Origin of the sequence: Vibrio sp. Vb0598, assembly GCF_033338935.1 — a bacterium.
Taxonomy (GTDB): Bacteria; Pseudomonadota; Gammaproteobacteria; order Enterobacterales; family Vibrionaceae; genus Vibrio; species Vibrio alginolyticus.
This window is the reverse complement of record NZ_JAWOTP010000025.1, coordinates 42,443-66,486: the sequence shown is the minus strand read 5'-3', so window position 1 is coordinate 66,486 and position 24,044 is coordinate 42,443. Positions and strand designations below refer to the sequence as shown.

24 protein-coding genes and 1 tRNA gene are annotated in these 24,044 nt (G+C 45.8%); 15 read left to right on the top strand and 10 right to left on the bottom strand.

Annotated features, from left to right (window positions below; translation table 11 throughout):
* Positions 1-2 precede the first annotated feature (2 nt).
* Positions 3-75, bottom strand: a tRNA-Gly gene (locus R7Q38_RS20155).
* A gap of 156 nt (positions 76-231) precedes the next feature.
* Positions 232-777, bottom strand: coding sequence for an oligoribonuclease (orn, locus tag R7Q38_RS20150; RefSeq protein WP_017635574.1), 546 nt, complete (start codon positions 775-777; stop codon positions 232-234).
* Positions 778-906: 129 nt separating this feature from the next.
* On the opposite strand from orn, the gene rsgA reads away from it, so the two are divergent.
* From rsgA to R7Q38_RS20130, 4 genes are all read left to right on the top strand, one after another.
* A complete protein-coding gene (gene rsgA, locus R7Q38_RS20145; RefSeq protein ID WP_025768798.1) occupies positions 907-1,971 on the top strand; it encodes a small ribosomal subunit biogenesis GTPase RsgA in 1,065 nt (354 codons plus the stop codon).
* 116 nt (positions 1,972-2,087) lie between these two features.
* Positions 2,088-2,945, top strand: coding sequence for an archaetidylserine decarboxylase (gene asd, locus R7Q38_RS20140; protein WP_239938451.1), 858 nt, complete (start codon positions 2,088-2,090; stop codon positions 2,943-2,945).
* 166 nt (positions 2,946-3,111) lie between these two features.
* A complete protein-coding gene (locus R7Q38_RS20135; protein ID WP_239938452.1) occupies positions 3,112-4,527 on the top strand; it encodes an SLC13 family permease in 1,416 nt (471 codons plus the stop codon).
* A 132-nt stretch (positions 4,528-4,659) separates the two neighbouring features.
* Positions 4,660-5,547: a DMT family transporter gene (locus R7Q38_RS20130; protein WP_005386417.1), complete on the top strand. Its 888-nt coding sequence runs from the start codon at positions 4,660-4,662 to the stop codon at positions 5,545-5,547.
* Between the two features lie 86 nt (positions 5,548-5,633).
* Here R7Q38_RS20130 and gpmM read toward each other — a convergent pair whose 3' ends face one another.
* Positions 5,634-7,166: a 2,3-bisphosphoglycerate-independent phosphoglycerate mutase gene (gene gpmM / locus R7Q38_RS20125; protein ID WP_033907178.1), complete on the bottom strand. Its 1,533-nt coding sequence runs from the start codon at positions 7,164-7,166 to the stop codon at positions 5,634-5,636.
* A 547-nt stretch (positions 7,167-7,713) separates the two neighbouring features.
* On the opposite strand from gpmM, the gene R7Q38_RS20120 reads away from it, so the two are divergent.
* From R7Q38_RS20120 to R7Q38_RS20100, 5 genes are all read left to right on the top strand, one after another.
* Positions 7,714-8,148, top strand: coding sequence for a rhodanese-like domain-containing protein (locus tag R7Q38_RS20120; RefSeq protein ID WP_005386415.1), 435 nt, complete (start codon positions 7,714-7,716; stop codon positions 8,146-8,148).
* A 225-nt stretch (positions 8,149-8,373) separates the two neighbouring features.
* Complete coding sequence (secB, locus tag R7Q38_RS20115) at positions 8,374-8,838, top strand: protein-export chaperone SecB (RefSeq protein ID WP_005386410.1); 465 nt, start codon at positions 8,374-8,376, stop codon at positions 8,836-8,838.
* Positions 8,839-9,033: 195 nt separating this feature from the next.
* Positions 9,034-10,071, top strand: coding sequence for an NAD(P)H-dependent glycerol-3-phosphate dehydrogenase (gpsA, locus tag R7Q38_RS20110; protein ID WP_005381474.1), 1,038 nt, complete (start codon positions 9,034-9,036; stop codon positions 10,069-10,071).
* Positions 10,072-10,149: 78 nt separating this feature from the next.
* Positions 10,150-10,971 (top strand): serine O-acetyltransferase, encoded by an 822-nt coding sequence (gene cysE / locus R7Q38_RS20105; RefSeq protein ID WP_005381475.1) that lies wholly within the window; start codon positions 10,150-10,152, stop codon positions 10,969-10,971.
* A 27-nt stretch (positions 10,972-10,998) separates the two neighbouring features.
* Positions 10,999-12,144: a murein hydrolase activator EnvC family protein gene (locus R7Q38_RS20100; protein WP_005381476.1), complete on the top strand. Its 1,146-nt coding sequence runs from the start codon at positions 10,999-11,001 to the stop codon at positions 12,142-12,144.
* Positions 12,145-12,217: 73 nt separating this feature from the next.
* Here the strand turns inward: R7Q38_RS20100 and R7Q38_RS20095 are convergent, their stop codons facing one another.
* The 4 genes from R7Q38_RS20095 to epmA form a co-directional block, all read right to left on the bottom strand.
* The gene (locus tag R7Q38_RS20095; RefSeq protein WP_239938453.1) at positions 12,218-13,174 is read right to left on the bottom strand and encodes a DHH family phosphoesterase; all 957 of its coding nucleotides are present in this window, start codon (positions 13,172-13,174) and stop codon (positions 12,218-12,220) included.
* Positions 13,175-13,318: 144 nt separating this feature from the next.
* Positions 13,319-13,954, bottom strand: a complete 636-nt coding sequence (locus R7Q38_RS20090) for a TetR/AcrR family transcriptional regulator (RefSeq protein ID WP_005381480.1) — start codon at positions 13,952-13,954, stop codon at positions 13,319-13,321.
* A gap of 21 nt (positions 13,955-13,975) precedes the next feature.
* A complete protein-coding gene (locus R7Q38_RS20085) occupies positions 13,976-14,350 on the bottom strand; it encodes a VanZ family protein (RefSeq protein WP_017635567.1) in 375 nt (124 codons plus the stop codon).
* 9 nt (positions 14,351-14,359) lie between these two features.
* Positions 14,360-15,331: an elongation factor P--(R)-beta-lysine ligase gene (epmA, locus tag R7Q38_RS20080; RefSeq protein WP_005381485.1), complete on the bottom strand. Its 972-nt coding sequence runs from the start codon at positions 15,329-15,331 to the stop codon at positions 14,360-14,362.
* 435 nt (positions 15,332-15,766) lie between these two features.
* Between epmA and frdA the strand changes: the two genes are divergently transcribed.
* The 4 genes from frdA to frdD are packed head-to-tail and all read left to right on the top strand — an operon-like array spanning position 15,767 to position 19,099.
* Positions 15,767-17,566, top strand: a complete 1,800-nt coding sequence (gene frdA / locus R7Q38_RS20075) for a fumarate reductase (quinol) flavoprotein subunit (protein WP_054575300.1) — start codon at positions 15,767-15,769, stop codon at positions 17,564-17,566.
* On the top strand, positions 17,566-18,324 hold the full coding sequence (locus R7Q38_RS20070) for a succinate dehydrogenase/fumarate reductase iron-sulfur subunit (protein WP_005381489.1): 759 nt from the start codon (positions 17,566-17,568) through the stop codon (positions 18,322-18,324). Before frdA ends, R7Q38_RS20070 begins: the two co-directional genes overlap by 1 nt.
* A gap of 2 nt (positions 18,325-18,326) precedes the next feature.
* Positions 18,327-18,710, top strand: a complete 384-nt coding sequence (frdC, locus tag R7Q38_RS20065; protein ID WP_005381491.1) for a fumarate reductase subunit FrdC — start codon at positions 18,327-18,329, stop codon at positions 18,708-18,710.
* 11 nt (positions 18,711-18,721) lie between these two features.
* Positions 18,722-19,099, top strand: a complete 378-nt coding sequence (gene frdD, locus R7Q38_RS20060) for a fumarate reductase subunit FrdD (RefSeq protein WP_005381493.1) — start codon at positions 18,722-18,724, stop codon at positions 19,097-19,099.
* A 102-nt stretch (positions 19,100-19,201) separates the two neighbouring features.
* On the opposite strand, the gene R7Q38_RS20055 is transcribed toward frdD, so the two are convergent.
* Positions 19,202-20,605 carry an SPFH domain-containing protein gene (locus R7Q38_RS20055; RefSeq protein WP_005386397.1) on the bottom strand — a complete coding sequence of 468 codons (1,404 nt, stop codon included), beginning with the start codon at positions 20,603-20,605 and terminating at the stop codon, positions 19,202-19,204.
* Positions 20,606-20,872: 267 nt separating this feature from the next.
* The gene (gene efp / locus R7Q38_RS20050) at positions 20,873-21,439 is read right to left on the bottom strand and encodes an elongation factor P (protein ID WP_005381500.1); all 567 of its coding nucleotides are present in this window, start codon (positions 21,437-21,439) and stop codon (positions 20,873-20,875) included.
* 32 nt (positions 21,440-21,471) lie between these two features.
* On the opposite strand from efp, the gene epmB reads away from it, so the two are divergent.
* Both epmB and R7Q38_RS20040 read left to right on the top strand, forming a co-directional pair.
* Positions 21,472-22,494 carry an EF-P beta-lysylation protein EpmB gene (epmB, locus tag R7Q38_RS20045; protein WP_213877749.1) on the top strand — a complete coding sequence of 341 codons (1,023 nt, stop codon included), beginning with the start codon at positions 21,472-21,474 and terminating at the stop codon, positions 22,492-22,494.
* A gap of 95 nt (positions 22,495-22,589) precedes the next feature.
* Entirely contained in the window at positions 22,590-23,087 is a 498-nt protein-coding gene (locus tag R7Q38_RS20040) for an MgtC/SapB family protein (RefSeq protein ID WP_005381504.1), read from the top strand.
* Positions 23,088-23,187: 100 nt separating this feature from the next.
* Here R7Q38_RS20040 and R7Q38_RS20035 read toward each other — a convergent pair whose 3' ends face one another.
* Positions 23,188-23,751: a VC2662 family protein gene (locus tag R7Q38_RS20035; RefSeq protein ID WP_005381507.1), complete on the bottom strand. Its 564-nt coding sequence runs from the start codon at positions 23,749-23,751 to the stop codon at positions 23,188-23,190.
* Positions 23,752-24,044: the final 293 nt, after the last annotated feature.

The following is a 24,044-nucleotide window of genomic DNA, read 5'->3' as shown; positions in this document are numbered from 1 at the left end:
GGAGCGACACACGAGGTTCGAACTCGTGACCTCAACCTTGGCAAGGTTGCGCTCTACCAACTGAGCTAGTGTCGCATCAACAACGTTTCCGCTGTTTAGGGCTGCGAATTATAAGAGCATTTTTTTGTGATGCAAGTCCTTCCTTCAAAAAAACTTTATTTTTTTACTGAACGACGAAAAAGCAATCAAAAGCGATATAAATTACAACAATTTGGATCGCAACCTTAACAGTTAAATCTTGAAAATAGTACCTCGATAGTACTTAAGTTCTGCGATGGACTCACGAATGTCGTCCAAGGCCAAATGTGTTCCCTGTTTTGTGAACCCATTTAGCACCTCAGGTTGCCAGCGACGTGCTAGTTCTTTAAGAGTACTAACGTCAACATATCGGTAATGGAAGAACTCTTCCAACTCAGGCATATGCTTGTATAAAAAGCGACGATCCTGCCCAATGCTGTTACCACATATTGGCGACGCCCCTTTTGGCACCCATTTTTCTAAAAATTCAATGGTTTGTGCGACTGCGTCTTGTTCTGAGATTTGACTGTTTCGAACGCGCTCCACCAAACCGCTTGCCGTATGCGTGTTAGTACACCAGTCGTCCATTTTCGCCAGTTCTTCTTCCGGCTGATGAATCGCTAACACTGGACCTTCAGCCAAAATATTTAGTTCGCTATCCGTGACAATAGAAGCAATTTCGATGATTTTGTGCGTTTCAGGATCAAGCCCTGTCATCTCTAAATCAACCCAAATTAGGTTTTGATCGCTAAAGGACATGGTTACGCCGCCTATTTGTTTATCGATAAAAGAGGTACTATACCTCAAAATACGAGAAACACGATACTCATACACGGAGCCAAGAGTACGGCTCAACCATTTGAGTAAATTCACATAAAGTACAGAATTGTGGCAAAGAAGAAAAAGTTAACCAAAGGTCAGGTGCGACGCGTACGTAGCAACCAACAAAAGCGTTTGAAGAAGCAAGAAGAGTCCATCCAGTGGGATGAAAACATGCTAGGCGCCAGCAAGCAAGGTCTCGTGATCACTCGTTTTGGTCAGCACGCGGACATTGAAGACCTTGAAACAGGCGAAATTCAACGCTGTAACCTCCGCCGTGGTATTGAGTCTCTAGTATCTGGCGATCGTGTTTTATGGCGCGAAGGATTGGAGTCTATGGCGGGCATCTCTGGTGTTGTTGAAGCGGTAGAACCTCGCTCTTCAGTGCTCACTCGTCCAGATTATTACGATGGCCTAAAACCCGTTGCAGCCAATATTGATCAAATGGTCATTGTCTCTTCGGTATTACCAGAGCTATCGCTAAATATTATTGACCGCTATCTCGTTGCATCAGAAACACTGAATATTGCGCCATTGTTGGTCTTAAATAAAGTCGACCTTCTAGAAGCCGATGACCGTGCAATGTATGAAGAATGGCTCAAAGAATATGAACGCATTGGCTATAAAGTGCTTCTGGTCAGCAAGAAGTCTGGAGAAGGCATTGCTGAACTAGAAACCCTGCTGCGTGACCGAATTAATATCTTTGTTGGTCAATCAGGCGTAGGGAAATCCAGCTTAGTCAACGCGTTAATGCCGGAACTAGAGAGCGAAGTGGAAGAAGGCGAAGTCTCTGAGAACTCTGGCTTGGGCCAACACACCACGACGGCTGCACGTTTATACCACATTCCAACGGGTGGCGATTTGATCGACTCACCTGGAGTACGTGAATTTGGTCTTTGGCATTTGGAAGCAGAAGAAGTAACAAAAGCATTCGTTGAATTTCGACCATATTTAGGCGGTTGCAAGTTCCGAGATTGTAAACACAATGATGACCCAGGCTGCCTTCTACGCGAAGCTGTCGAGAACGGGGAAATTAACGAAACTCGCTTTGAAAACTATCATCGTATTTTGGAAAGCATGGTTGAAAACAAAGCAAATCGTCAGTATTCACGTAATAAAAAAGCCGATCTGTAATTGAGTTAAGGCTGTAACTGTGTAAAAAGTCTTCACCTAATACTGACAAGCAAATTAAATTTCAGTAACATCACGCGCCCTAAAGCGCGAATCTAACAGAAGTATCGGAATTAAAGATGGACAAGTTTAAAGTTGGACTGCAGTACTGGATCCCACAACACGGCCTCACTCGCCTAATGGGTAAACTGGCTTCAGCAAAAGCTGGCGGTCTAACAACAGCAGTTATTCGTTGGTTTATCAAACAATACAATGTGAATATGGATGAGGCAAAGCACTCAGATCCTAAGCATTTTAAAACGTTCAACGAGTTTTTCGTTCGTGAGCTAAAAGAAGGCGCACGCCCAATTTCTGAAGGCGAAAACGTCATCACTCATCCAGCCGACGCTTGTGTTAGCCAGTTTGGCCCTATTGAAGATGGTCAACTTATCCAAGCAAAAGGTCATCACTTCTCAGCGCAAGAATTGCTGGGCGGTGACGCGAATTTAGCGGACGAATTTAAAGATGGTTCTTTTGCCACATTGTATCTATCTCCGCGCGATTACCACCGTGTACACATGCCATGTGACGGCACTCTGCGCCAAATGATTTACGTACCAGGTGACCTGTTCTCAGTAAACCCTCTGACAGCAGAAAACGTACCGAACCTATTTGCTCGTAACGAGCGTGTGGTGTGTATCTTCGATACTGAGTTTGGTCCAATGGCACAGGTGCTTGTTGGTGCGACAATTGTTGGTAGCATTGAGCAAGTATGGGCTGGCACTATCACTCCGCCTCGTGGAAACACTGTCTACAAATGGGATTACCCAGCAGAGAGTGACAAGGCCGTGCTCTTGAAAAAAGGCGAAGAGATGGGCCGCTTCAAACTGGGTTCTACTGTTATTAACCTGTTTGCCAAAGACGCGATTGAGTTTGACGCAAGCATGGAAAACGGTAAGCCAACCGTTATGGGCACACCTTACGCCTTGAAAAAATAAGTAAAACACCGTTAAAGAGCCCTTTATTAAGGGCTCTTTTTATTGATAAAAAGCAAAACTCCGTTCGAAATTTAGCCTCTATTTCTCAAACTCATACCTGCCTCTAAGACCCTCATTCCACAATCAATTATCCTGCGCTTAGAATGAATATTTAGAGGGGCAGCCAATGCCAAAGATGAGTGTAAACACGTTGGCGAAATTGCTGGTGTGCTTTTTAATTCCGCTCGGTGTTTTGATGATGCCGATCGATGCTATTCCTATTGACGATCTCACTTTAATTCAGCATCGCCTGTTAGCTATTTTTCTTCTTGCTGCCCTACTTTGGGTTCTCGAGCCGGTTCCCGTTTTTGCTACGTCCATTCTTATTATCGCTCTTGAACTGATCATGATATCGGATAAAGGTTTGCATCTATTTCGCAATCCACCAGCGGGGCATGATTTAGGAGAGTTAATTGCTTACACCGATATTTTCTCGGCCTTCTCTTCACCGATCATTATTCTTTTTATGGGTGGTTTTGCTCTCGCGATTGCGGCTTCCAAATACGAGCTCGACAACAACCTCGCCCGAGTTCTATTAAAACCATTCGGCACACAACCTAAGTTCATCATGCTGGGCTTGATGTTAATTACCGCCGTTTTTTCAATGTTTATGTCCAATACTGCCACGACCGTGATGATGCTAGCCCTGCTTGGCCCCATCGTCGCTTCAGCACCTAAAGGGGATTTAGGCATTAAAGCACTGGTGTTGTGTATTCCAATTGCAGCGAATACAGGCGGCATTGCGACTCCGATAGGCACGCCACCTAATGCGATAGCGCTTCAATATCTCACTGGAGAAAACGCGATAGACTTCCTATCGTGGATGACAATGGGTCTACCCTTTGTGTTGGTACAACTTACTGTAGCTTGGTTCTTGTTGCAAAAGCTGTTTCCGTCTAGCGAACCAGAAATGAAACTAAAGCTAGATGGTACATTCAAAAAGAGCTGGCGTGCGATCGTCGTCTACATCACTTTTGCACTAACCATTTTGCTTTGGATGACAACGAAAGTGCATGGCATGAATACATATGTTGTCGCGATTATCCCACTAGCAGTGTTCACGTTAACGGGCATTATGGGAAAAGAAGAGCTCAAGCTAATTAACTGGGATGTTTTATGGCTGGTTGCCGGTGGTATAGCAATTGGTATTGCCTTAGACAAAACAGGCTTAGCCGAAGCATTAGCGCACGCTATTGATTACAGCCTGCTATCACCATTTGCCGTTGTTTTAGCCCTATCGGTAGTGTGCTGGTTAATGGCGAACTTTATGTCTAATACCGCAACGGCAAACTTATTGATGCCTATTGCTGCCGCTATTGGTACATCCATGCCAAGCCTTATTGCGGTTGGTGGCCTACAAGGTTTACTGGTTGTCGTCGCCTTCTCCGCATCACTTGGCATGATCTTACCGGTTTCCACACCACCAAACTCTTTGGCTTATTCAACAGGCCTCATCGAGAACAAAGACATGGCGAAAGTAGGCCTGATTCTCGGTTTGATTGGTCTAATTATCGTGTATGGCGCAGTTTTGGTACTGTTTTAATCGAAGAGCTCCATGAAAAAGCGTGTTGTCATGGAGCTGCTCTCCAGCTACTGCCCTTACAGAGCGGCTTTTACATCCCATAAATTTCGTGCATATTAAGACTCCTCTACTCTACAAGGACGTCGACACATCATGGGTTACGAATGGCTTGCTTTATGCGCCGCTTTTCTGTGGGCAGTTTCTAGCCTAATTTCGGTCATTCCTGCACAACACCTAGGCGCATTTTCTTACAGCCGCTGGCGTATGGGCTGCACAGCCGTGATCTTATCAACAATGGCCTGGATAACTGGCGGCTGGTTAACGGTTTCTTGGGAACATGTAACGCCAATGATGGCCTCAGGACTGATTGGTATTTTTATTGGCGATACCGCTCTATTCGCGTGTTTGAATCGTATGGGGCCAAGACAAGCCGGGTTACTCTTCTCTTGCCACGCCGTGTTCTCTGCCATCTTGGGCTACTTCTTATTTAGCGAAGTCATGACCACAATAGAACTACTGGGCGCATCATTGGTATTTAGCGGCGTGGTGATGGCGATATTCTTTGGCCGAAGAGGTCAAGTGAATAACGTCTTGGAAGACATTAAAGGTAACATCTGGGTGGGTATTGGACTTGGCTTAACCGCAGCAATGTGCCAAGCATTGGGCGGCATCATCGCCAAGCCAGTAATGCAAACCAGTATTGACCCAGTTGCGGCTTCTGCTATTCGAATGATCAGTGCCTTTTTCGCCCACAGCATGTTGTTAATTCTAGGAGTCAAAGTCGCTCGCTCGACGCAACACATTACTTGGCGCATATTTGGTATTACTGCCCTTAATGGTTTCTTGGCGATGGCCGTCGGCATGACGCTAATCTTATACGCACTGCAAGAAGGAAATGTAGGTATGGTTGCACTTCTATCTTCAACCACGCCAATTATGTTGCTACCACTGCTCTGGATTTACACTAAACGCCGACCAAACCGATTTGCATGGTTGGGCGCAGCCCTAGCTGTGATTGGTGCGGGCATTTTGGTTCAGTAACCTTACAGACCAGCCCTTATTGCCAGATACAAAAAAGCCCGAGTTTAAACTCGGGCTTTTGTCATTCGGAGCCGTTAGTTAATTATTTATTTAACTAATACTTCACCCGTCATTTCTGCTGGGATTTCTAGACCAGCTAGAGAAAGCATGGTTGGTGCAAGGTCAGACAGTTTACCGCCTTCTTTGAATTCAACCGCTTTGTCACCTACATAGATTAGAGGCACTGGTAGGTTAGTGTGAGCAGTGTGGATGCCGCCAGTTTCAGGGTCGATCATCATTTCTGCGTTACCGTGGTCCGCAGTGATCAATAGTTGACCGCCAACTTCTTTGATTGCTTCAACCACTTTACCCACGCTTTCATCTAGAGCTTCGATTGCTTTCTCAGCCGCTTCATAAACGCCAGTGTGACCAACCATATCTGCGTTCGGGTAGTTACAGATGATGGTATCGAACTTACCTGATTTGATAGCCGCAACCATCTTCTCTGTTAGTTCTGGAGAGCTCATTTCAGGCTGCATGTCGTACGTTGCAACTTTTGGAGAAGCAACCAACTGACGCTCTTCGCCTTCGAATTCGTTCTCAACACCACCGTTGAAGAAGAAAGTCACGTGTGCGTATTTCTCTGTTTCAGAGATACGTAGCTGAGTTTGACCTTGTTTAGATAGCCACTCACCGTAAGTGTTTTCTAGAGACGCAGGTGGGAATGCGATAGCTAGAGGGATATCAGCCGCGTATTGAGTCAGCATCACAAAGTTGATTGCTGGGAATACTGCACGCTCAAAGCCGTCAAACGCAGGAACGAATGCACGAGTGATTTGACGTGCACGGTCAGCACGGTAGTTCATGAAGATAACCGCATCACCATCTTGCATGATTGCGTCTTCTTGACCTTCCGCTTTGATAGTTGTTGCTTTAACGAATTCGTCGTTTTCTTCACGAGCGTAAGCCGCTTCTAGACCTGCAACTGCCGTTTCTGCTGTGAACTCAGCTTTAGCTTGAGTTAGAAGATCGTAAGCAACTTGGACGCGATCCCAGTTGTTGTCACGGTCCATTGCGTAGTAACGACCTACTAGAGAAGCAACGCGGCCTTTACCTAGTTTCGCAAATAGGTCTTGGAAACGTTGTAGTGAGTTTTCAGCACTACGTGGTGGTGTGTCACGGCCGTCTAGGAAGCAGTGTAGGTAGATTTTCTCTGCGCCACGCGCCGCTGCCATTTCAACTGCAGCGTAAATGTGGTCTTCGTGAGAGTGAACACCGCCTGGAGACATCAGGCCCATGATGTGTACTGCTTTTTCAGCTTTCACTGCAGAGTCGATAGCTTCAACTAGCGCAGGCGTTTCTTCGAACTCACCATCCGCAATTGATTTAGTGATACGAGTCAGGTCTTGGTATACAACGCGGCCTGCACCAATGTTAGTGTGACCAACTTCAGAGTTACCCATTTGACCATCAGGAAGGCCAACATCCATGCCTGAAGCAGAGATTAATGTGTGTGGGTTATTCGCAATCAGAGCATCCATTACTGGTGTTTTCGCATTCGCAATTGCGTTACTTGCTGTGTCTTCACGGTAACCGTAACCGTCAAGGATAACTAGAGCCAGTGGCTTCTTAGCTGACATAGTGATGACCTCATCAAATTTAAGTAACTTTTGGCGTAGGGCCTCGCTGCCCTATCTAACCTTGAAACAAAACTAGCGTAATTTTACTACACTTTTTAACCAAAACTGTAGGTTAAGATCAAATAATGTTTGCGATTTATTGTTGCTATCTTACAAGTTAAGCGAACAACGAGTCAGTGCCGACAATCGTGTTCCACAAGCATAGTCATTTCTAATACGCTTTGTACACCCCAGTCTAAGTTCGGTTTTCTTACGCTTCTCATTCTTATTTTTGCACTTGAAACAGCGCTAATTTAAAGCAACATCAAACAAGATGGGTTAATACCTATTGTTCTCTTTTCTCAGTAAAACAGAAGTCACTTAAACCGATAAGTCCAATAGGCCAAGGCAATCAAGCTACCAGAGCGAAATGTACGGATAGTAAGGGCATAACGGGTTTATAGAGATCTCAATTATTCGTTAGAAAATTTTAACCCTCTCGCCTAAGAGCCGTAACCTCGCTATACTCCTGCTTTATTTTTCCGCCAACAGCGTAAGAGCTCAAGACATGCAAGAGTACATTGAATTTTTCCAACAGAACATGATTCTATCTTTGGTTTGGGTAGGTCTTCTTGTCGCCTTTATCATGAACATCGTGAAATCAGCGACAGCCGCATACAAAGAAATCAACGTAAACCAACTGACTCATCTTATGAACCGTGAAAACGGCGTTGTAGTGGATATCCGTACCAAAGACGAGTTCAAAAAAGGTCATATCACCGACTCACTTCACATTTTACCGTCAGACATCAAAGCGGGTAACTTGGGTAGCCTTGAAAACCACAAATCAGACCCAATCATTGTTGTATGTAAGACAGGACAGACCGCTCAAGAAAGCGCAAACCTACTAGTAAAAGCTGGCTTCGAAAACGTGAGCCTACTAAAAAATGGTTTGATTGCGTGGAACGAAGCGAACCTGCCGTTAGTTCGCGGTAAGAAGTAGGAACGTGGCAAGAACGAAAGTTCGCGTTTAAACGCGCTTTTACCAAGCCTCGCGGACAAAAAACTGAGCAAATTGAAAGCAGTTGGAGCACTAAGTTGTGACGCTTTGCACGTAATACACGCTTCATCTAGTCAAGGTAGATTGGCTCAGTTAGTCTCAGGACATACCAGTTTTCTGAGCTTAGACGTTTCTAGGCTCAACAAATATTGATTTAAGGATTAAAAAATGGCTGAAGCAGCACCTCAAGACGCACAACAAAACTTCGCAATTCAACGCATCTTCCTAAAAGACGTTTCTTTTGAAGCGCCGAACTCTCCAGTAATTTTCCAGAAAGAGTGGAACCCAGACGTTAAACTAGACCTAGACACTCAAAGCCGTGAGCTTGGTGAAGGCGTTTACGAAGTTGTTCTACGCCTAACCGTTACTGTGAAGAACGAAGAAGAGACTGCGTTCCTATGTGAAGTTCAACAAGGTGGTATCTTCACTGCTGAACAAATGGAAGCTGGTCAACTTGCACATTGCCTAGGCGCATTCTGCCCGAACATCCTATTCCCATACGCTCGTGAAACTATCTCAAGCCTAGTCGTTAAAGGTACGTTCCCTCAACTGAACCTAGCGCCAGTAAACTTTGACGCGCTATTCATGAACTACCTACAACAGCAAGCTCAACAAGGCGAAGCTGAAGCGTAATTCACGTTTTATAAGTGACGAATAGCCACAGTGCTGACGTCACCGACTCAAATAAAATGCACAGAGCGTCTACCATTCGATGCAATGTGCATTTTTTATTTCTGACAAAAGTTCCTAGTTCCTAATCGCCAGAAGGCGTAAAATTTGACGATTAGGAACTAGATTCTACTAGTAGCAAGACAATTAGGCGGTAGCATGACACAAGCAAATACAAACAATGCTTACGGTAAAGACATCGCAATGACTGTGATTGGCGCAGGCTCATACGGCACCTCTTTGGCGATCTCACTCGCTCGTAACGGCGCGAACGTTGTCCTTTGGGGACACGAGCCAGAGCACATGGCTCGCCTAGAAGCAGACCGAGCTAACCATGCCTTCTTACCAGGTGTTGATTTCCCTGAAAGCTTGATCATTGAATCGGATTTAGAAAAAGCCGTTCAAGCAAGCCGAGATTTGTTGGTTGTGGTTCCAAGCCATGTCTTTGGCATCGTGCTAAACAGCTGTAAACCATTCTTGCGCGAAGACTCTCGCATCTGTTGGGCAACCAAAGGGCTTGAACCTGAAACGGGACGCCTGCTGAAAGACGTCGCTTATGACATTATCGGTGAAAACTACTCACTAGCAGTATTGTCTGGCCCAACGTTTGCGAAAGAGCTCGCAATGGGTATGCCGACTGCAATTTCAGTTGCGTCTCCAGATTCTGAATTTGTTGCGGATCTACAAGAAAAAATCCACTGTAGCAAAACCTTCCGCGTATATGCCAATAGTGACTTTATTGGTATGCAATTGGGCGGCGCTGTGAAAAACGTTATTGCGATTGGTGCGGGTATGTCTGATGGTATCGGTTTTGGCGCCAACGCCCGTACTGCATTAATTACTCGTGGCTTGGCTGAAATGAGTCGCCTTGGTGCTGCGCTAGGTGCACAGCCAGAAACCTTTATGGGCATGGCGGGTTTAGGCGATCTTGTCCTGACATGTACCGATAACCAATCACGTAACCGACGCTTTGGCTTGGCATTAGGCCAAGGTAAAGACGTTGATACGGCTCAAGAAGAAATTGGCCAAGTGGTTGAGGGTTACCGCAATACAAAAGAAGTATGGCTACTTTCTCAACGTATGGGTGTTGAGATGCCGATAGTTGATCAAATTTATCAAGTATTGTATCAAGGAAAAGATGCGCGCTTAGCAGCGCAAGATTTACTTGCTCGTGACAAAAAAGCCGAAGGAAAGTAGCAATCTACCGCCCTTTGCAGCTCATCTGAGAAAAATTGAAGTTGTCGGGTCACGGAAGAACCACTCTGGATATTGAGAATGAAACACTGCGAAAAACAAAAAGTCTGGAACAAAATTGTCTCAGAAGCCCGTGAAATGTCAGAACAAGAGCCTATGCTGGCGAGCTTCTATCATGCCACCATTATCAAGCATGAAAGTTTGTGTGCCGCTCTGAGTTATATTCTGGCTAACAAATTGAACACCGCTTCCATGCCAGCGATGGCTGTGCGTGAAGTGGTTGAAGAAGCCTTTGCGGCTGATCCAACCATCACTGACGGCGCGGCTTGTGATATTTGTGCCACGGTCAATCGCGACCCTGCTGTTTCAATGTACTCAATGCCATTGCTGTACCTAAAAGGCTATCACGCACTGCAAGGCTACCGAGTAGCAAACTGGCTGTGGAAGCAAGGTCGTCACGCTCTTGCGACTTACCTACAAAATCAGATTTCGGTAGCATGTCAGGTCGATATCCACCCTGCAGCGCGCATTGGTAGTGGTATCATGCTCGACCATGCAACAGGCATCGTGATTGGTGAAACTGCCGTGGTCGAAAACGACGTGTCTATACTGCAAGATGTCACCCTTGGTGGTACTGGTAAAGAATGCGGTGATCGTCACCCGAAAATTCGCGAGGGTGTGATGATCGGAGCTGGTGCAAAGATTCTTGGCAATATCGAAGTCGGTGAAGGCGCGAAAATCGGATCTTGCTCTGTGGTATTGCAAGCCGTGCCTCCTCACACAACGGTGGCTGGCGTGCCTGCAAAAATCGTCGGACGTCCAAAAACGGACAAACCCTCTCTCGATATGGATCAAGGCTTTAACGGCAAGTCGCAAAGCTTTATCCATGGAGATGGTATTTAATCGTCAACAAACCTTTTTGACAACAACGTGGTAGGTAACTCTCAAGTGCGAAAACAAAATCACCCTGTTCTACGCTCGGCTATTTTATTAACTTGTGCTTTATCTGCCACTTATCCCATTACCTCCTCTGCTGTGAGTCAGCAAGAGCTCAAAGGCGTATCCAGTGAGATAAGCCGTCAGCGCAAATCGCTCTCTTCCCAAGAAAAGCAGCTCAATGAGTTACAGAAATCACTAAAAGATCAAGAGCTTGGTATTTCTAAGCTTGAGCGTGAAATACGACAAACCAAGTCTAACCTCGCACAAGCAGACAAAAACATAGAAAACCTGGAAGAGAAAATTGCCTTGCAAGAAGCACAGCGTCAAGAGCAAGAAGAAGAACTCAAACAGCTGCTGCAAACGTATTACGTAACCGAGCGAGCGAAGGCCAATGGTCACTTGTTAAATCAAGGTGTGGAAGAAGACCGCATGAGCCAATACTTCCAGCATTTAGCTAAAGCACGTGCTGAAGTGATTGATGCGATCACCAAAATAACCCAAGAATTAGCGCACAACAAAAACCAGCTCGAGCTAGAAAAAGAGCAAATCGAGACTCTGCTCAAGCAGCAATCCGAAAAACGTACAGCGCTAGCGAGTACACAATCCAAGCGTAAGCAAACCCTGAATAAAATTCAGAGCAGTATCAAGAATGACAAACGCTACTTAGCCGAGCTGCAACGCAACGAAACCCGTTTAAAAGCAGAGATCGCCAAAGCAGCGAAGCGTAATGCGGTGCCAATGGACGGACTCGGCAAACAGCGCGGTAAGTTGCCTTGGCCACTCAAAGGCAGTGTGTTACACAACTTTGGTACGCGACAAACTGGGCAGGTAAACTGGAAGGGTATGGTGTTGTCTGCCAACTATGGTCAACAAGTGAAAGCCGTTTATCCTGGTACTGTCGTATTTGCTGAGTATCTGCGCGGATACGGTTTAGTGGTACTGCTCGACCACGGAAAAGGTGACATGACCCTCTATGGTTACAACCAAGCGTTAACTAAAAAAGAAGGCGATCGAGTCACCGCCGGCGAAGTGATTGCTCTCGCGGGTGATACGGGTGGTCAAGACAGGCCATCGCTGTACTTTGAAATTCGTCGTAATAGTGAAGCGCAGAATCCGAAATCTTGGTTAAAACGCTGATGATCTGACTCATAGACTTATAATAAAAAAGGAGCCACTCGGCTCCTTTTTTGTATTCATGTTTTGGAAAATGCTATGCGTAGTAGGTTTCTACCGCATCAATAAAAGCATGCACATCATCTTTGCTTAACGCGTTGATTCCTGCCGCCGCCTCTCGCCCCCCACCTGTCGGGAACTGACCACACACGGCAACGGCACCTTGTTTATTGTTTAATGGGGCGCGGAGTGAAACCGTATAAGTACCATCTGCATTTTCAGTAAGTACCGCATGCGCAGAGTCAGGGGTTTGGTTTGCTAGCCAGTTGCCATAAACACCATTGATTCGGCGTGATGCCGCCGTGTTTGGTAACTCAAACAACTTTAGCTTACCGCTCTCATGCATGGCAGGCACTGCGAGAGCCGCCTCCATGTCTTGTTGGTAAGCCGATTGCAATTGGTAGTATGGCGAGGCCGTATCTTCAATAGCTTCAAATGGTGACATGTACTTCAGCAAAGCTCGGTACAGCTCCGCAGGATGAAAGTGTAAATCTTCGACTTTCGAGCCGTAGCCGTTGTAGTTAATTAAAGTACCCAGCTCTTTTAGCTGCTCTTTCTGTTGCTGCGACAAGCCCGCGTTATTCGCTAACTCATCGGCTTTAGCAATCATGTTATCGCCATAAGCCGCCGTAATCGCCCAGTCATGAAAACGCCCATCAAGCAACTTATCGACAATCAACGCCGTGCACATGTTGGCATCGAGATCGATGTGCGCATACAAATTACCATGCTGAGGAATGTCACCCGCTTTGTGATGGTCGGCGTAAAAGACGTGAGCGCCTTGAGCCAAAGCTTGCTCTAGACCTGCCATGTTCTTTTCCATCGAAATGTCTAACACAGTCAGCTCATCACCCGCTTGCACGTCTACTTTTTCCACCAGTTTGATGTCGCGCTTTACACCGGTTATTAACTGGGCATCGACAGGATCAGCCAAACGTAATTGCAGAAGAGCAATGATGCCATCAGCATCACCATTAAAAATGTCGTACTTCATGGGGCGATAGTTCCTTTATCGAGAATCTTATCCCTGCAAGGGTTTTTAGCGTATGGGACTATTGTGCGCGGCATATTTGACAAGTCAACTCGAGCCACGACTCGAAAATGAGAGTGACTCTCGAAATATTAAGCAGTTTGACGTTTAACTGTGTAGATTGCTAACCGCATCTTCTAATAACAGTAGCTGCTCTAAGCCCTGCTCAGTTGCTAATGGCTTAACGACATTAAGCATCTGCAGCATCCCTTGCTTCACCATTTGCTCGGTAATGTTGGTTTTTGAAGCCATCGCGGATTGATACGCCAACCAACTACACGCAATCAAGTGTAATGTACATACCAATGACTTCAACTGTTGTTGATCGACATTCAACAGCTTCATCGTTACGAACTCTTGCATAATAGCAATGAGGTTCGCTTGCAGCTTCTCTTGCACATCGATGTACTGCTCGTGTAGCTGTTCATCTCGTGACAAGATTTCTGGTAGGTTTGCGTAGAAAAAGCGGTATTTCCACATCAAGGTAAAAATAGAGTCTAGGTAGCTCTTCAGCATAGTCAGGCTCTCTTGCGAACCTTGAATAGGGGTAAATCTTTCTAAAAGTTCTGCTGAATAAAGCGCAAAGATCTCACGAACGATTTCTTGCTTATTGCGGAAGTGGTAATACAGATTACCAGGGCTAATTTCGATGTGATCGGCAATGTGATTGGTGGTGATGTTTCGCTCACCATGTTGGTTGAACAACTCCAGTGCCGCGTAGACGATTTTGTCGCGCGTTTTCATTGTTATCGTGTTCCCTCTTCATTAACGAATCGAGTATAGCGACTTCACCAACCTAGGTCGATAGAGGCTCCAAATACGGTAACATAACAGACCAGTTAAGATGCCAGTTGAGTTGGCGACAAGGTCTAACCAAGAAGTTTGTCGCCCTACATACCCTTGCAACCACTCAATAACGGCGCTGAATAGCAAAATACTAATCGCCACCGCCCAACGTTGACGCCAACGCCACACACAAAAACAACCTAAAAACGCAAAGCCGCTGTACGCCATAGCGTGCTGCATTTTGTCGAGATACGCGATATTGCCCCAGTCTTGCAGTTCACCTGAACTCAGAGATAAAAAAGCGATCAATATGGCGTAGCTAAAGATAACGAAACGTGCAGCCGTCAGGTTCATTGGACGTCCTTATGCAATTGGAAATGGAAAGGCCGTCACTTGATCAATGTGGTCACAGCCTAGCGCCAGCATGATCAAACGATCGATACCCAACGCGACCCCTGCACAATCTGGCAACCCTGCTTCCAGTGCAGAGATCAGATGATAATCGATCGGCTGTGGTTTTAAACCCATTTCGATACGCTTTGCGTTATCTTGTTCAAAGCGCGCTAATTGCTCTTTCGGGTTATCCAGTTCATGAAATCCGTTCGCCAGCTCTATCCCCTTAAAGTACACTTCAAAACGATCCGCGACGCGATGATCTTGAGGATTGATTTTCGCAAGCGCCGCCTGTGATGCAGGGAAGTCGTACACAAAAGCCGGCACGTCCTGACCAATTTTGTTTTCTACTCCCACGCTAAATAGTAGTTGCAGCAGCGTATCGCGATCTTCTTCTGGCTCAGCAATGTCACTCAAACCCAGCTTGCTTGCCGCCGCTTTCAGCTCAGTCATCGAGCCTTCCAGTGGACACACACCCAACACATCAATGAAGGCTTGCTGATACGTCATGCGCTGCGCTGCGCCACACTTCAATACCAGCTGCAACAGGTCATCCATTTCATCCATCAATTTATGATGGTCAAAGCCAACGCGATACCACTCCAACATCGTGAATTCAGGGTTGTGGTAGCGACCATTCTCTTCATTACGAAATGCTTTGTTGATTTGATAAATACAACCGCTGCCCGCAGCCAAAAGGCGCTTCATATGGAATTCTGGGCTGGTCATAAAAAACAGCTTACTGCCATCGGCATAGCCTGGGCCAACAAACTCGGTTTGGAAAGTATGCAAATGGATGTCAGTCACGGTTGCGTGACTCATGGCTGGCGTATCGACTTCCATCACCTGTCGGTCAGCGAAGAATTGTCGAATCGACGCGATTAACGTCGCACGTTGACGAAGTTGGTCAATGGAAGCAGTAGGTTGCCAGTTGGTTTGCATAACAAGTCTCTCAAACTTTAATTCAGCGAGGAAAGGCTCATTCTACATGCTTTTTACTCTTCAAGAAGAGAGGAATATCCCTTCTTCTTTTTACTAATGTGCTCGCCAATTTGAGGCAAGAATTACTCGTGCCGCAGAACAAAAAACACTCAGTTAAAATCCTATTATCCATGCGGTTAATGTCACGCAACACGGGTTTAACATCCCTAATATTAATGCTTGAGGACCAAAACCTCGATGCCGTGATAGCAGTCACATAACCTATAAATTCTATGCCCTTAAGTGCATTACCGAAGCAAAAACCCAATTACATCAATTTTTCTGCCATGTGGCTCATCTACACTAACCCTACTACTTTTGGGGAGTTCTTTTTAAGGAGCGCCTCGTAATGACAATAACAAGCGGATTTCCGCAATCACACACTGGAGGATAACTGTGCAAATTATCACCACAGATATCGCAGTCATCGGCGCAGGCGGCGCTGGTCTTCGTACTGCTATTGCAGCGGCTGAAGCAAACCCAGACTTAGAAGTCGCTCTGATTTCTAAAGTTTATCCAATGCGCTCCCACACGGTCGCTGCAGAGGGTGGCTCAGCAGCAGTTATCAAGGATGAAGATAGCTTAGACAACCACTTCAACGACACTGTTGGCGGTGGTGACTGGCTATGTGAACAGGATGTTGTTGAATACTTTGTAGAGAACGCGACTCGCGAAATGATCCAAATGGAGCAATGGGGTTGCCCATGGAGTCGTAAAGAGAACGGTGAAGTCAACGTACGCCGCTTTGGTGGTATGAAGGTTGAACGTACTTGGTTCGCTGCAGACAAAACTGGCTTCCACATGCTTCATACGCTATTCCAGACATCAATGAAGTACAGCAACATCAAACGTTTTGATGAGTACTTTGTGGTGGATCTGCTTGTTGATGAAGGCGAAGTTCAAGGTCTGATTGCTATTCACATGTCTGAAGGCGAGCTTGTTACTATCAAAGCAAAATCTGTTGTTCTAGCAACAGGTGGCGCGGGCCGTGTTTACCACTGTAACACCAACGGCGGTATCGTAACGGGCGATGGTATGGCAATGGCTTACCGTCACGGCGTTCCTCTACGTGATATGGAATTCGTTCAATACCACCCAACCGGTCTTCCAGGCACAGGTATCCTGATGACGGAAGGTTGTCGTGGTGAAGGCGGTATCATCGTTAACAAGAATGGCTACCGTTACCTACAAGATTACGGCATGGGCCCTGAAACTCCAGTTGGCCAACCGAAGAACAAATACATGGAACTGGGTCCTCGTGACAAAGTTTCTCAAGCTTTCTGGCACGAACAACAGAAAGGCAACACCATCAAACACCCACTGGGTGACGTGGTGCACCTAGACCTTCGCCACCTTGGTGAAGAGTACCTACAAGAACGTCTACCGTTCATCTGTGAGCTAGCAAAAGCTTATGTAAACGTGGACCCTGCAAAAGAGCCAATTCCAATTCGTCCAACCGTTCACTACACCATGGGTGGTATTGAAACGGACGGCGGTTGTGAAACTCGCATTAAAGGCCTATTCGCGGTGGGTGAATGTGCGTCTGTTGGTCTTCACGGTGCAAACCGTCTAGGGTCTAACTCACTGGCTGAGTTCGTGGTATTTGGCCGCGTAGCGGGTGAAAATGCAGTGAAACGCGCAGCAGAATTCAAAGGTTGGAACGACGCGGCAATTGACACGCAAGTCAAAGCCGTTGAAGAGCGCATCGCGAAACTGATGAACCAAGAAGGCGACGAAAACTGGGCAGAAATCCGCACAGAAATGGGCCACACCATGGAAGCGGGTTGTGGTATCTACCGCCAAGAAGATTTGATGCAAGCGACTATCGACAAGATCACTGAGTTGAAAGAACGCTACAAACGCATCAGCATCAAAGACAAAGGTAAAGTGTTCAACACTGACCTTCTGTACGCCATTGAAGTAGGCTACGGCCTAGAAGTCGCAGAAGCGATGGTTCACTCTGCGATTCTACGTAAAGAATCTCGCGGTGCGCACCAACGTCTAGACGACGGTTGTACAGAACGTGATGACGTGAACTTCCTAAAACACTCACTTGCTTTCTACAAGCCAGAGTCAGCACCAAGTATCGATTACAGCAATGTGACCATCACTAAGTCACAACCAAAAGCTCGTCTATACGGTGAAGCAGCAGAAAAAGCCGCGGCTGAAGAGAAGAACGCAGAGGAGCAAGCATAATGTCAGCAAATCGCATTCAAAAAGTAGACATCCTGCGTTACGACCCAGAAAAAGATGCAGAACCATACAAGCAAACATTCGAAGTCCCATTCGATGAAACCATGTCTGTACTTGACGCACTTGGTTACATCAAAGACCACCTAGACAAAGATCTGTCTTACCGTTGGTCTTGTCGTATGGCGATCTGTGGTTCTTGCGGCATCATGGTGAACAACGTACCGAAACTTGCTTGTAAGAGCTTCCTACGTGACTACCCAGACGGTGTGACTATCGAGCCTCTAGCGAACTTCCCAATCGAGAAAGACTTGATTGTTGATATGACGCCATTCATCGAGCGCCTAGAAGCAATCAAACCATACATCATTGGTAACGATCGTAAACCAGAAGACGGTACGAACTTGCAAACGCCAGAACAGATGGCGAAATACAAACAGTTTGCTGGCTGTATCAACTGTGGTCTGTGCTATGCAGCATGTCCTCAGTTTGGTCTTAACCCAGAGTTCATCGGTCCTGCTGCACTAACGCTAGCCCACCGCTACAACCTAGACAGTCGTGACAACGGTAAAGATGAGCGCATGAAGCTTATCAACGGTGAAAACGGTGCTTGGGGTTGTACGTTTGTTGGTTACTGTTCTGAAGTTTGTCCGAAGAACGTTGACCCAGCAGCGGCAGTAAACCAAGGCAAAGTGGAGTCTTCTATGGACTTCGTGATTGCTATGTTGAAACCTGATGGTTCACCAAAGAAAGTGGAGGCATAAGGATGAGCAATCGTAAACCTTACGTTCGTGAAGTAAAACGCACTTGGTGGAAGAACCATCCTTTCTACCGCTTCTACATGCTACGTGAAGCTACGGTGCTTCCGTTAATTCTATTCACTCTGTTCCTAACTTTCGGTTTAGGTTGCTTGGTGAAAGGTCCTGAAGCATGGCAAGGTTGGTTAGCGTTCATGGCGAACCCAATCGTAGTCGCAATCAACATCGTTGCACTACTCGGTAGCCTATTCCACGCTCAAACTTTCTTCAGCATGATGCCACAAGTAATGCCAATTCGTTTGAAAGGCAAACCAGTGGACAAGAAGATCATCGTATTGACTCAGTGGGCCGCGGTTGCGTTCATCTCACTGATCGTTCTCATCGTGGTGTAAGGAGCTGAGCAATGAAACCGAATTATAGTGTAAACACATCACCAAAACGTTCTGATGAGCCAATCTGGTGGGGTCTGTTTGGCGCAGGTGGTACTTGGTTCGCGATGATCACGCCAATCACCGTTCTTGTGCTAGGTATCTTGGTCCCACTAGGCGTGATTGACGCAGAAGCGATGAGCTACGAGCGTGTCTCTGCCTTCGCAACCAGCATCATCGGTGCGCTATTCATCATTGGCACGCTAGCATTGCCAATGTGGCATGCAATGCACCGTGTACACCACGGCATGCACGACCTTAAATTCCACACTGGTGTGATTGGTAAAATTGCATGCTATGCATTTGCAGGCCTCATCACTGCACTAGCAGTTATCTTTATCTTCATGATTTAAGAGACTGACCAAAAAAGAAAAAGCTGGCTAAATGCCAGCTTTTTTATTGCTTTGGGTTACCCATGATCTTTTTGCTTTTTAAGCTTTTGACCACCCATGATCTTATTGCTGTGCGACCTTCTTTGTCTGGTCCATAAGACCCAGAGCACCAAAGCCAGTAATCACATCTAGGTTTGTTTTCAAGCCCGTTTCGTCACTTCCACCAATGTAATTTTGTGGCATCTGAACTTGGAAGTTTTGCAAATTGTTGTACAGCGAGTTCGCTACGTCTCGATTCAATTCTGCCAAGTAAACTTCACGGTTTGCTCCTAACGCCGCATACTTACCTTTTAGGACTTCAGATTCTGCGCGACCTTTCGCTAATATCGCTTTCGCTTCAAACTCAGCAGAAAGTGCGTTCGCTTTTTGAATCGCTAAGTTAGCCTCTGCGATAGCTAGCTCTTTCTCCTTCTCGACTTCAGCAAGTCGTTTGGTTTTTTCCACTTCAACGATTTCACGCTCTGCAATCTGACGTGCAACTTCCACTTCTTTTTGCTGAGCAATAATTGCGAGTTCTTTACCACGCTGAGCGTCTTGCACCTCACGTGTTCGTTGAATCTCTTTGCGTAACTGCTCGGTCTCTGCCTGTGCTTTCGACGTTTCTTGTTCCTGAATCGCGCGAATACGATCCGCCACTAAACGCTTTTTATCTGCCAATAGCTGATCTAATTGCTTTTCTGGCTGCGGGTCACCAATGGTCACCTGCGTCACTTGAATACCGTATTGTTGTAACGGATTGTCTTGACGAATCGGTTGCCCGGTTTTGTCTACGACAGGTACGGTTTTCCAAACCAGTTGATTGGTGCGCTGTAATTGGTTCGGATTAGCTTGATTCGCCCCAACAGGCGCAAGATCCAACTCTTCCACTTCAACCTGACGTCGCTCTGTTAGATAAATCCCCTCTCGTAACTGATCGCCAAGTTTCGATTTGAACTGGTTCAAACCACCTTGGAAAAACTCTTCACCCGTGTATTGGGTTGCGGTAATCACCGTTACGTTACGTGCGTTCTTTACAAGCAGCGCATCGATCAAGTTACTGTTGTTGCGGAACTCTTTATGCATCTTCTTCACCGCTTCAGGGTCATTACTGAGCTTAAAGCGGAATGTTACGGGGATCTGACCAATATAGGTGTCGGCAAATCGAACCTGAATCGCATCAAGACGTTGATAAAAATCTTCGCCCTTGCTGTTACCGAATGACACGGTGATCACTTGGTCATACTTGGTGATTTTGGACAGAAATGGCATACGAAAATGAATGCCAGGTTCAGTAAACACATCCAACTCACCAGTAATATTATTCTGATGCACGTAGCTGTAACCCGCATCGGTCATCAGCACCGAGCTATTAATCGTTAAGCCTATTGCCAACAGCGGTACGCCAAATACGGCTGCTTTTAATCCTTTATGTAGTAACTGACGTCTTTCTTCCACCTTTAAACCCCTTCCTAAACCTCTGCTTTCCATTTTGTTCTCCTTTTTTGGATTGTTACTGAGTTAAATCGATAAAAATCAGATTGCTATGCAACTCAGCAACAAGTACTAATGTATCAAAATGTTACATTAAGGAATAATCGACAGATTCATGGAATAAATAAGATTTTTACGAATAATACAAAATCATCAAAAATTTGCGGAGGATATCGATGTTTTACGCAGAGGGATTAAAAGAGAAGAATCACAGGCAATAAAAAAGGCCGCCGAAGCGACCTTTCTAACAATCATATAAAGTGCTTACTTCACACGACCTACGTATTCAGCAGTACGAGTATCTACGCGAATCACTTCACCAATTGAGATGAACAGAGGAACACGAACAACAGCGCCAGTTGATAGCGTCGCTGGTTTACCGCCAGTACCTTGAGTATCACCTTTCAGGCCTGGGTCTGTGTCTACAACTTCTAGCTCAACGAAGTTTGGTGGAGTAACAGTAATTGGGTTACCGTTCCAAAGAGTGATCATACAAGTGTTGTTTTCTACCAACCACTTAGCGTTTTCACCTACCGCTTTTGCATCCGCTGCGATCTGTTCAAACGTTTCACTGTTCATAAAGTGGTAGAATTCGCCGTCTGAATATAGATAATCTAGGTCGATATCCATTACGTCTGCCACTTCACAAGTGTCACCAGACTTGAATGTTTTCTCTAGCACTTTACCAGAAAGAAGTTTACGAATTTTAACACGGTTGAACGCTTGGCCTTTACCTGGTTTAACGTATTCGTTTTCCAGAATTACACAAGGCTCGTTATCAAGCATTAACTTAAGACCGCCTTTAAATTCATTGGTGCTAACTGTAGCCATTTTTTCCTCTTACATTCTTAGAGCTAAATTCAATGCCGCACATAATAACCCGAAAAGTCGAATCTGTTGAGCAAAACTGGCTCAAACAGTTGGCGAATGGGATCTCTGATCCTGCAAAATTGCTCGAAATACTGGAAATTGATCCTTCACCGTGGCAAGACGGGTTTGCCGCGCGCAAGCTGTTTGCACAGCGTGTACCGCAAAGTTTTGTCGATAGGATGGAGAAAGGCAACCCTAAAGACCCTCTTTTACGTCAGGTTTTACCACTGAGCGACGAATTTGAGGTGCATCCGGGTTACTCCAATGATCCATTGGAAGAGCAGGACAATGAAGTCCCTGGCCTGCTACACAAGTATCGCAACCGCGCCCTGATGATTGTCAAAGGTGGCTGCGCGGTAAATTGCCGTTACTGCTTTCGTCGTCACTTCCCTTATCAAGAGAACAAAAGCGGGAAACAAGCCTGGACCAAGTGCTTAGAGTACATGGCACAACAACCAGAGTTGAACGAAGTCATCTTCTCAGGTGGTGATCCATTAATGGCAAAAGACGATGAGATTCATTGGCTTTTAGAGCACATTGCTCACATTCCTCACATCAAACGTCTGCGTATTCATAGCCGTTTACCTGTGGTGATTCCTGCTCGAGTCACTGATGAACTATGCCAACTTCTGCAAGCATCAAGGTTACAAATCATCCTCGTCACTCACATCAACCATGCCAACGAAATCAATGACGAATTTGCTGAACAGATGTTCAAGCTCAAAAGAGCGGGCGTTACGCTTCTAAACCAAGGCGTTCTGCTGAAAGGCGTGAATGATTCGGTAGAAGCTCAAGTGGCGTTAAGTGAGGCCTTATTTGACGCGGGTATCTTGCCTTATTACCTCCACGTTCTTGATAAGGTGCAAGGCGCAGCGCACTACTTTATTTCGGACGCAGAAGCGAAAGCTATTATGCGCGGACTCATCACGCGTGTATCGGGTTATCTGGTACCAAAACTCACACGAGAAATTGGTGGCAGGCCAAGTAAAACGCCGTTGGATTTGCATTTAGAGTAAGCTCTGACGCTCAATTAAATTTGTCGTCTAGATTGATTATTTTTGTTCGCTTTGCACGGTAAGTCTATGCATACTCCGCACTTTTGGAGGTCAAGATGCATACAGCATTCGAACAAATTTTCGATCTTGGCCCATTCAGTTGGCCTGCCCTACTATGCTGCGCCATTAATGGGCTCATGATCGGTATAGAGCGCCAAACTCGTGGTAAACCGGTTGGCATTCGCACAGCAATATTAATTATTTCAGGCACCTACCTGTTTATGTCGATGGCAGTGTCGTTATCGCCAAATACACTTGATCAAGCACGAGTGCTTGGTCAGATCATTACTGGCGTCGGCTTCTTAGGCGCTGGCGTTATGATGACACTTGATGGAAAAATCCATGGCGTAACATCCGCGGCTGTAATATGGGTACTAGCAGGTTTAGGTTTGATGATAGGTTTGGGTTATTTAACGCAGTCGGTGGTTATTACTCTCCTGACACTAACCGTGTTGTTAGGTGTGGATAAAGCAGAAAACCACATCAAAGCATTACGCCGCGGTGTTCATCAAAGAATTCAACAACGCAAAACTTCATCACGATTAATTAAATAGTTAACGCTCCGAGACACTCGCTTCATCTCATCAGTAATTAAAGAACCCTCGACGAACATCGAGGGCTTTCTGTATATAAAGATTCTGACTTTCTCAGGGATTACTTAGCAAAGTTGATGAGTGGGAAACACTTGAAGAAACCGTTATCCGCACAGTTCAAAAGACCAATTTGCACACCATCGATTTGATCGGTCATGTTGAAGAAACCAAACTGGAAATTAGACTTCTTAGAGATACTCGCTAAGCCCACATCCGCCATGGTGTAACCTTCAGAATAGTTCACCGCGCTCCAGTTCAAGCCTTTTACGTTGTTCGTAATGTTAACAGCACCCAAGTTAACACCCGTCGTCTGACCTTGGTTCCAGTTAACTAAGCCTAAAGACGCGCCTTTCATTTCTTGATTTACTTTTGCTGCGCCAAAAAACAGACCGAAGTTCACACCTGTCGTACGATCCGTTTCTGACATACCAAGCAGTGAAAAGTCGACACCTTTAACCTCATTTACCTGCCCATGCAGCACAGCTAAACGAACGCCACCTACTGAAGAATTAGAGGGTGCGTTTGTGTTGTCGATAGTAGAGAACATCACAGGTGTACTGTCGGCAAAAGCAACAGGTGATGCGATAGCGGCTGCAACCGCCAATGACGTCATAAGCTTTTTCATTTTCATCTCCATGATGGGAAGCAACAATTTACAACATAGTGTAATGTTCAGATTTTGCTCTGTCCCCGTTCAAAAAGTGTTAGCAATAGGTCAGATTTAACCATCTGACTCAAAAGAAAAAATATTTCTCTTCGATTTTTTGCTTCTGAAATGGCGCTTTTTACGCTCAAAAATTTCATGATAAGCCACACCAGAACGTCATGTTTCTCAGGTGATACGCATAAAAAAGTCGAGGCATCTGCCTCGACTTTTAAAGGTTTGGTCGGTTATCTTTCCGCTATAAGGGCTTCCTT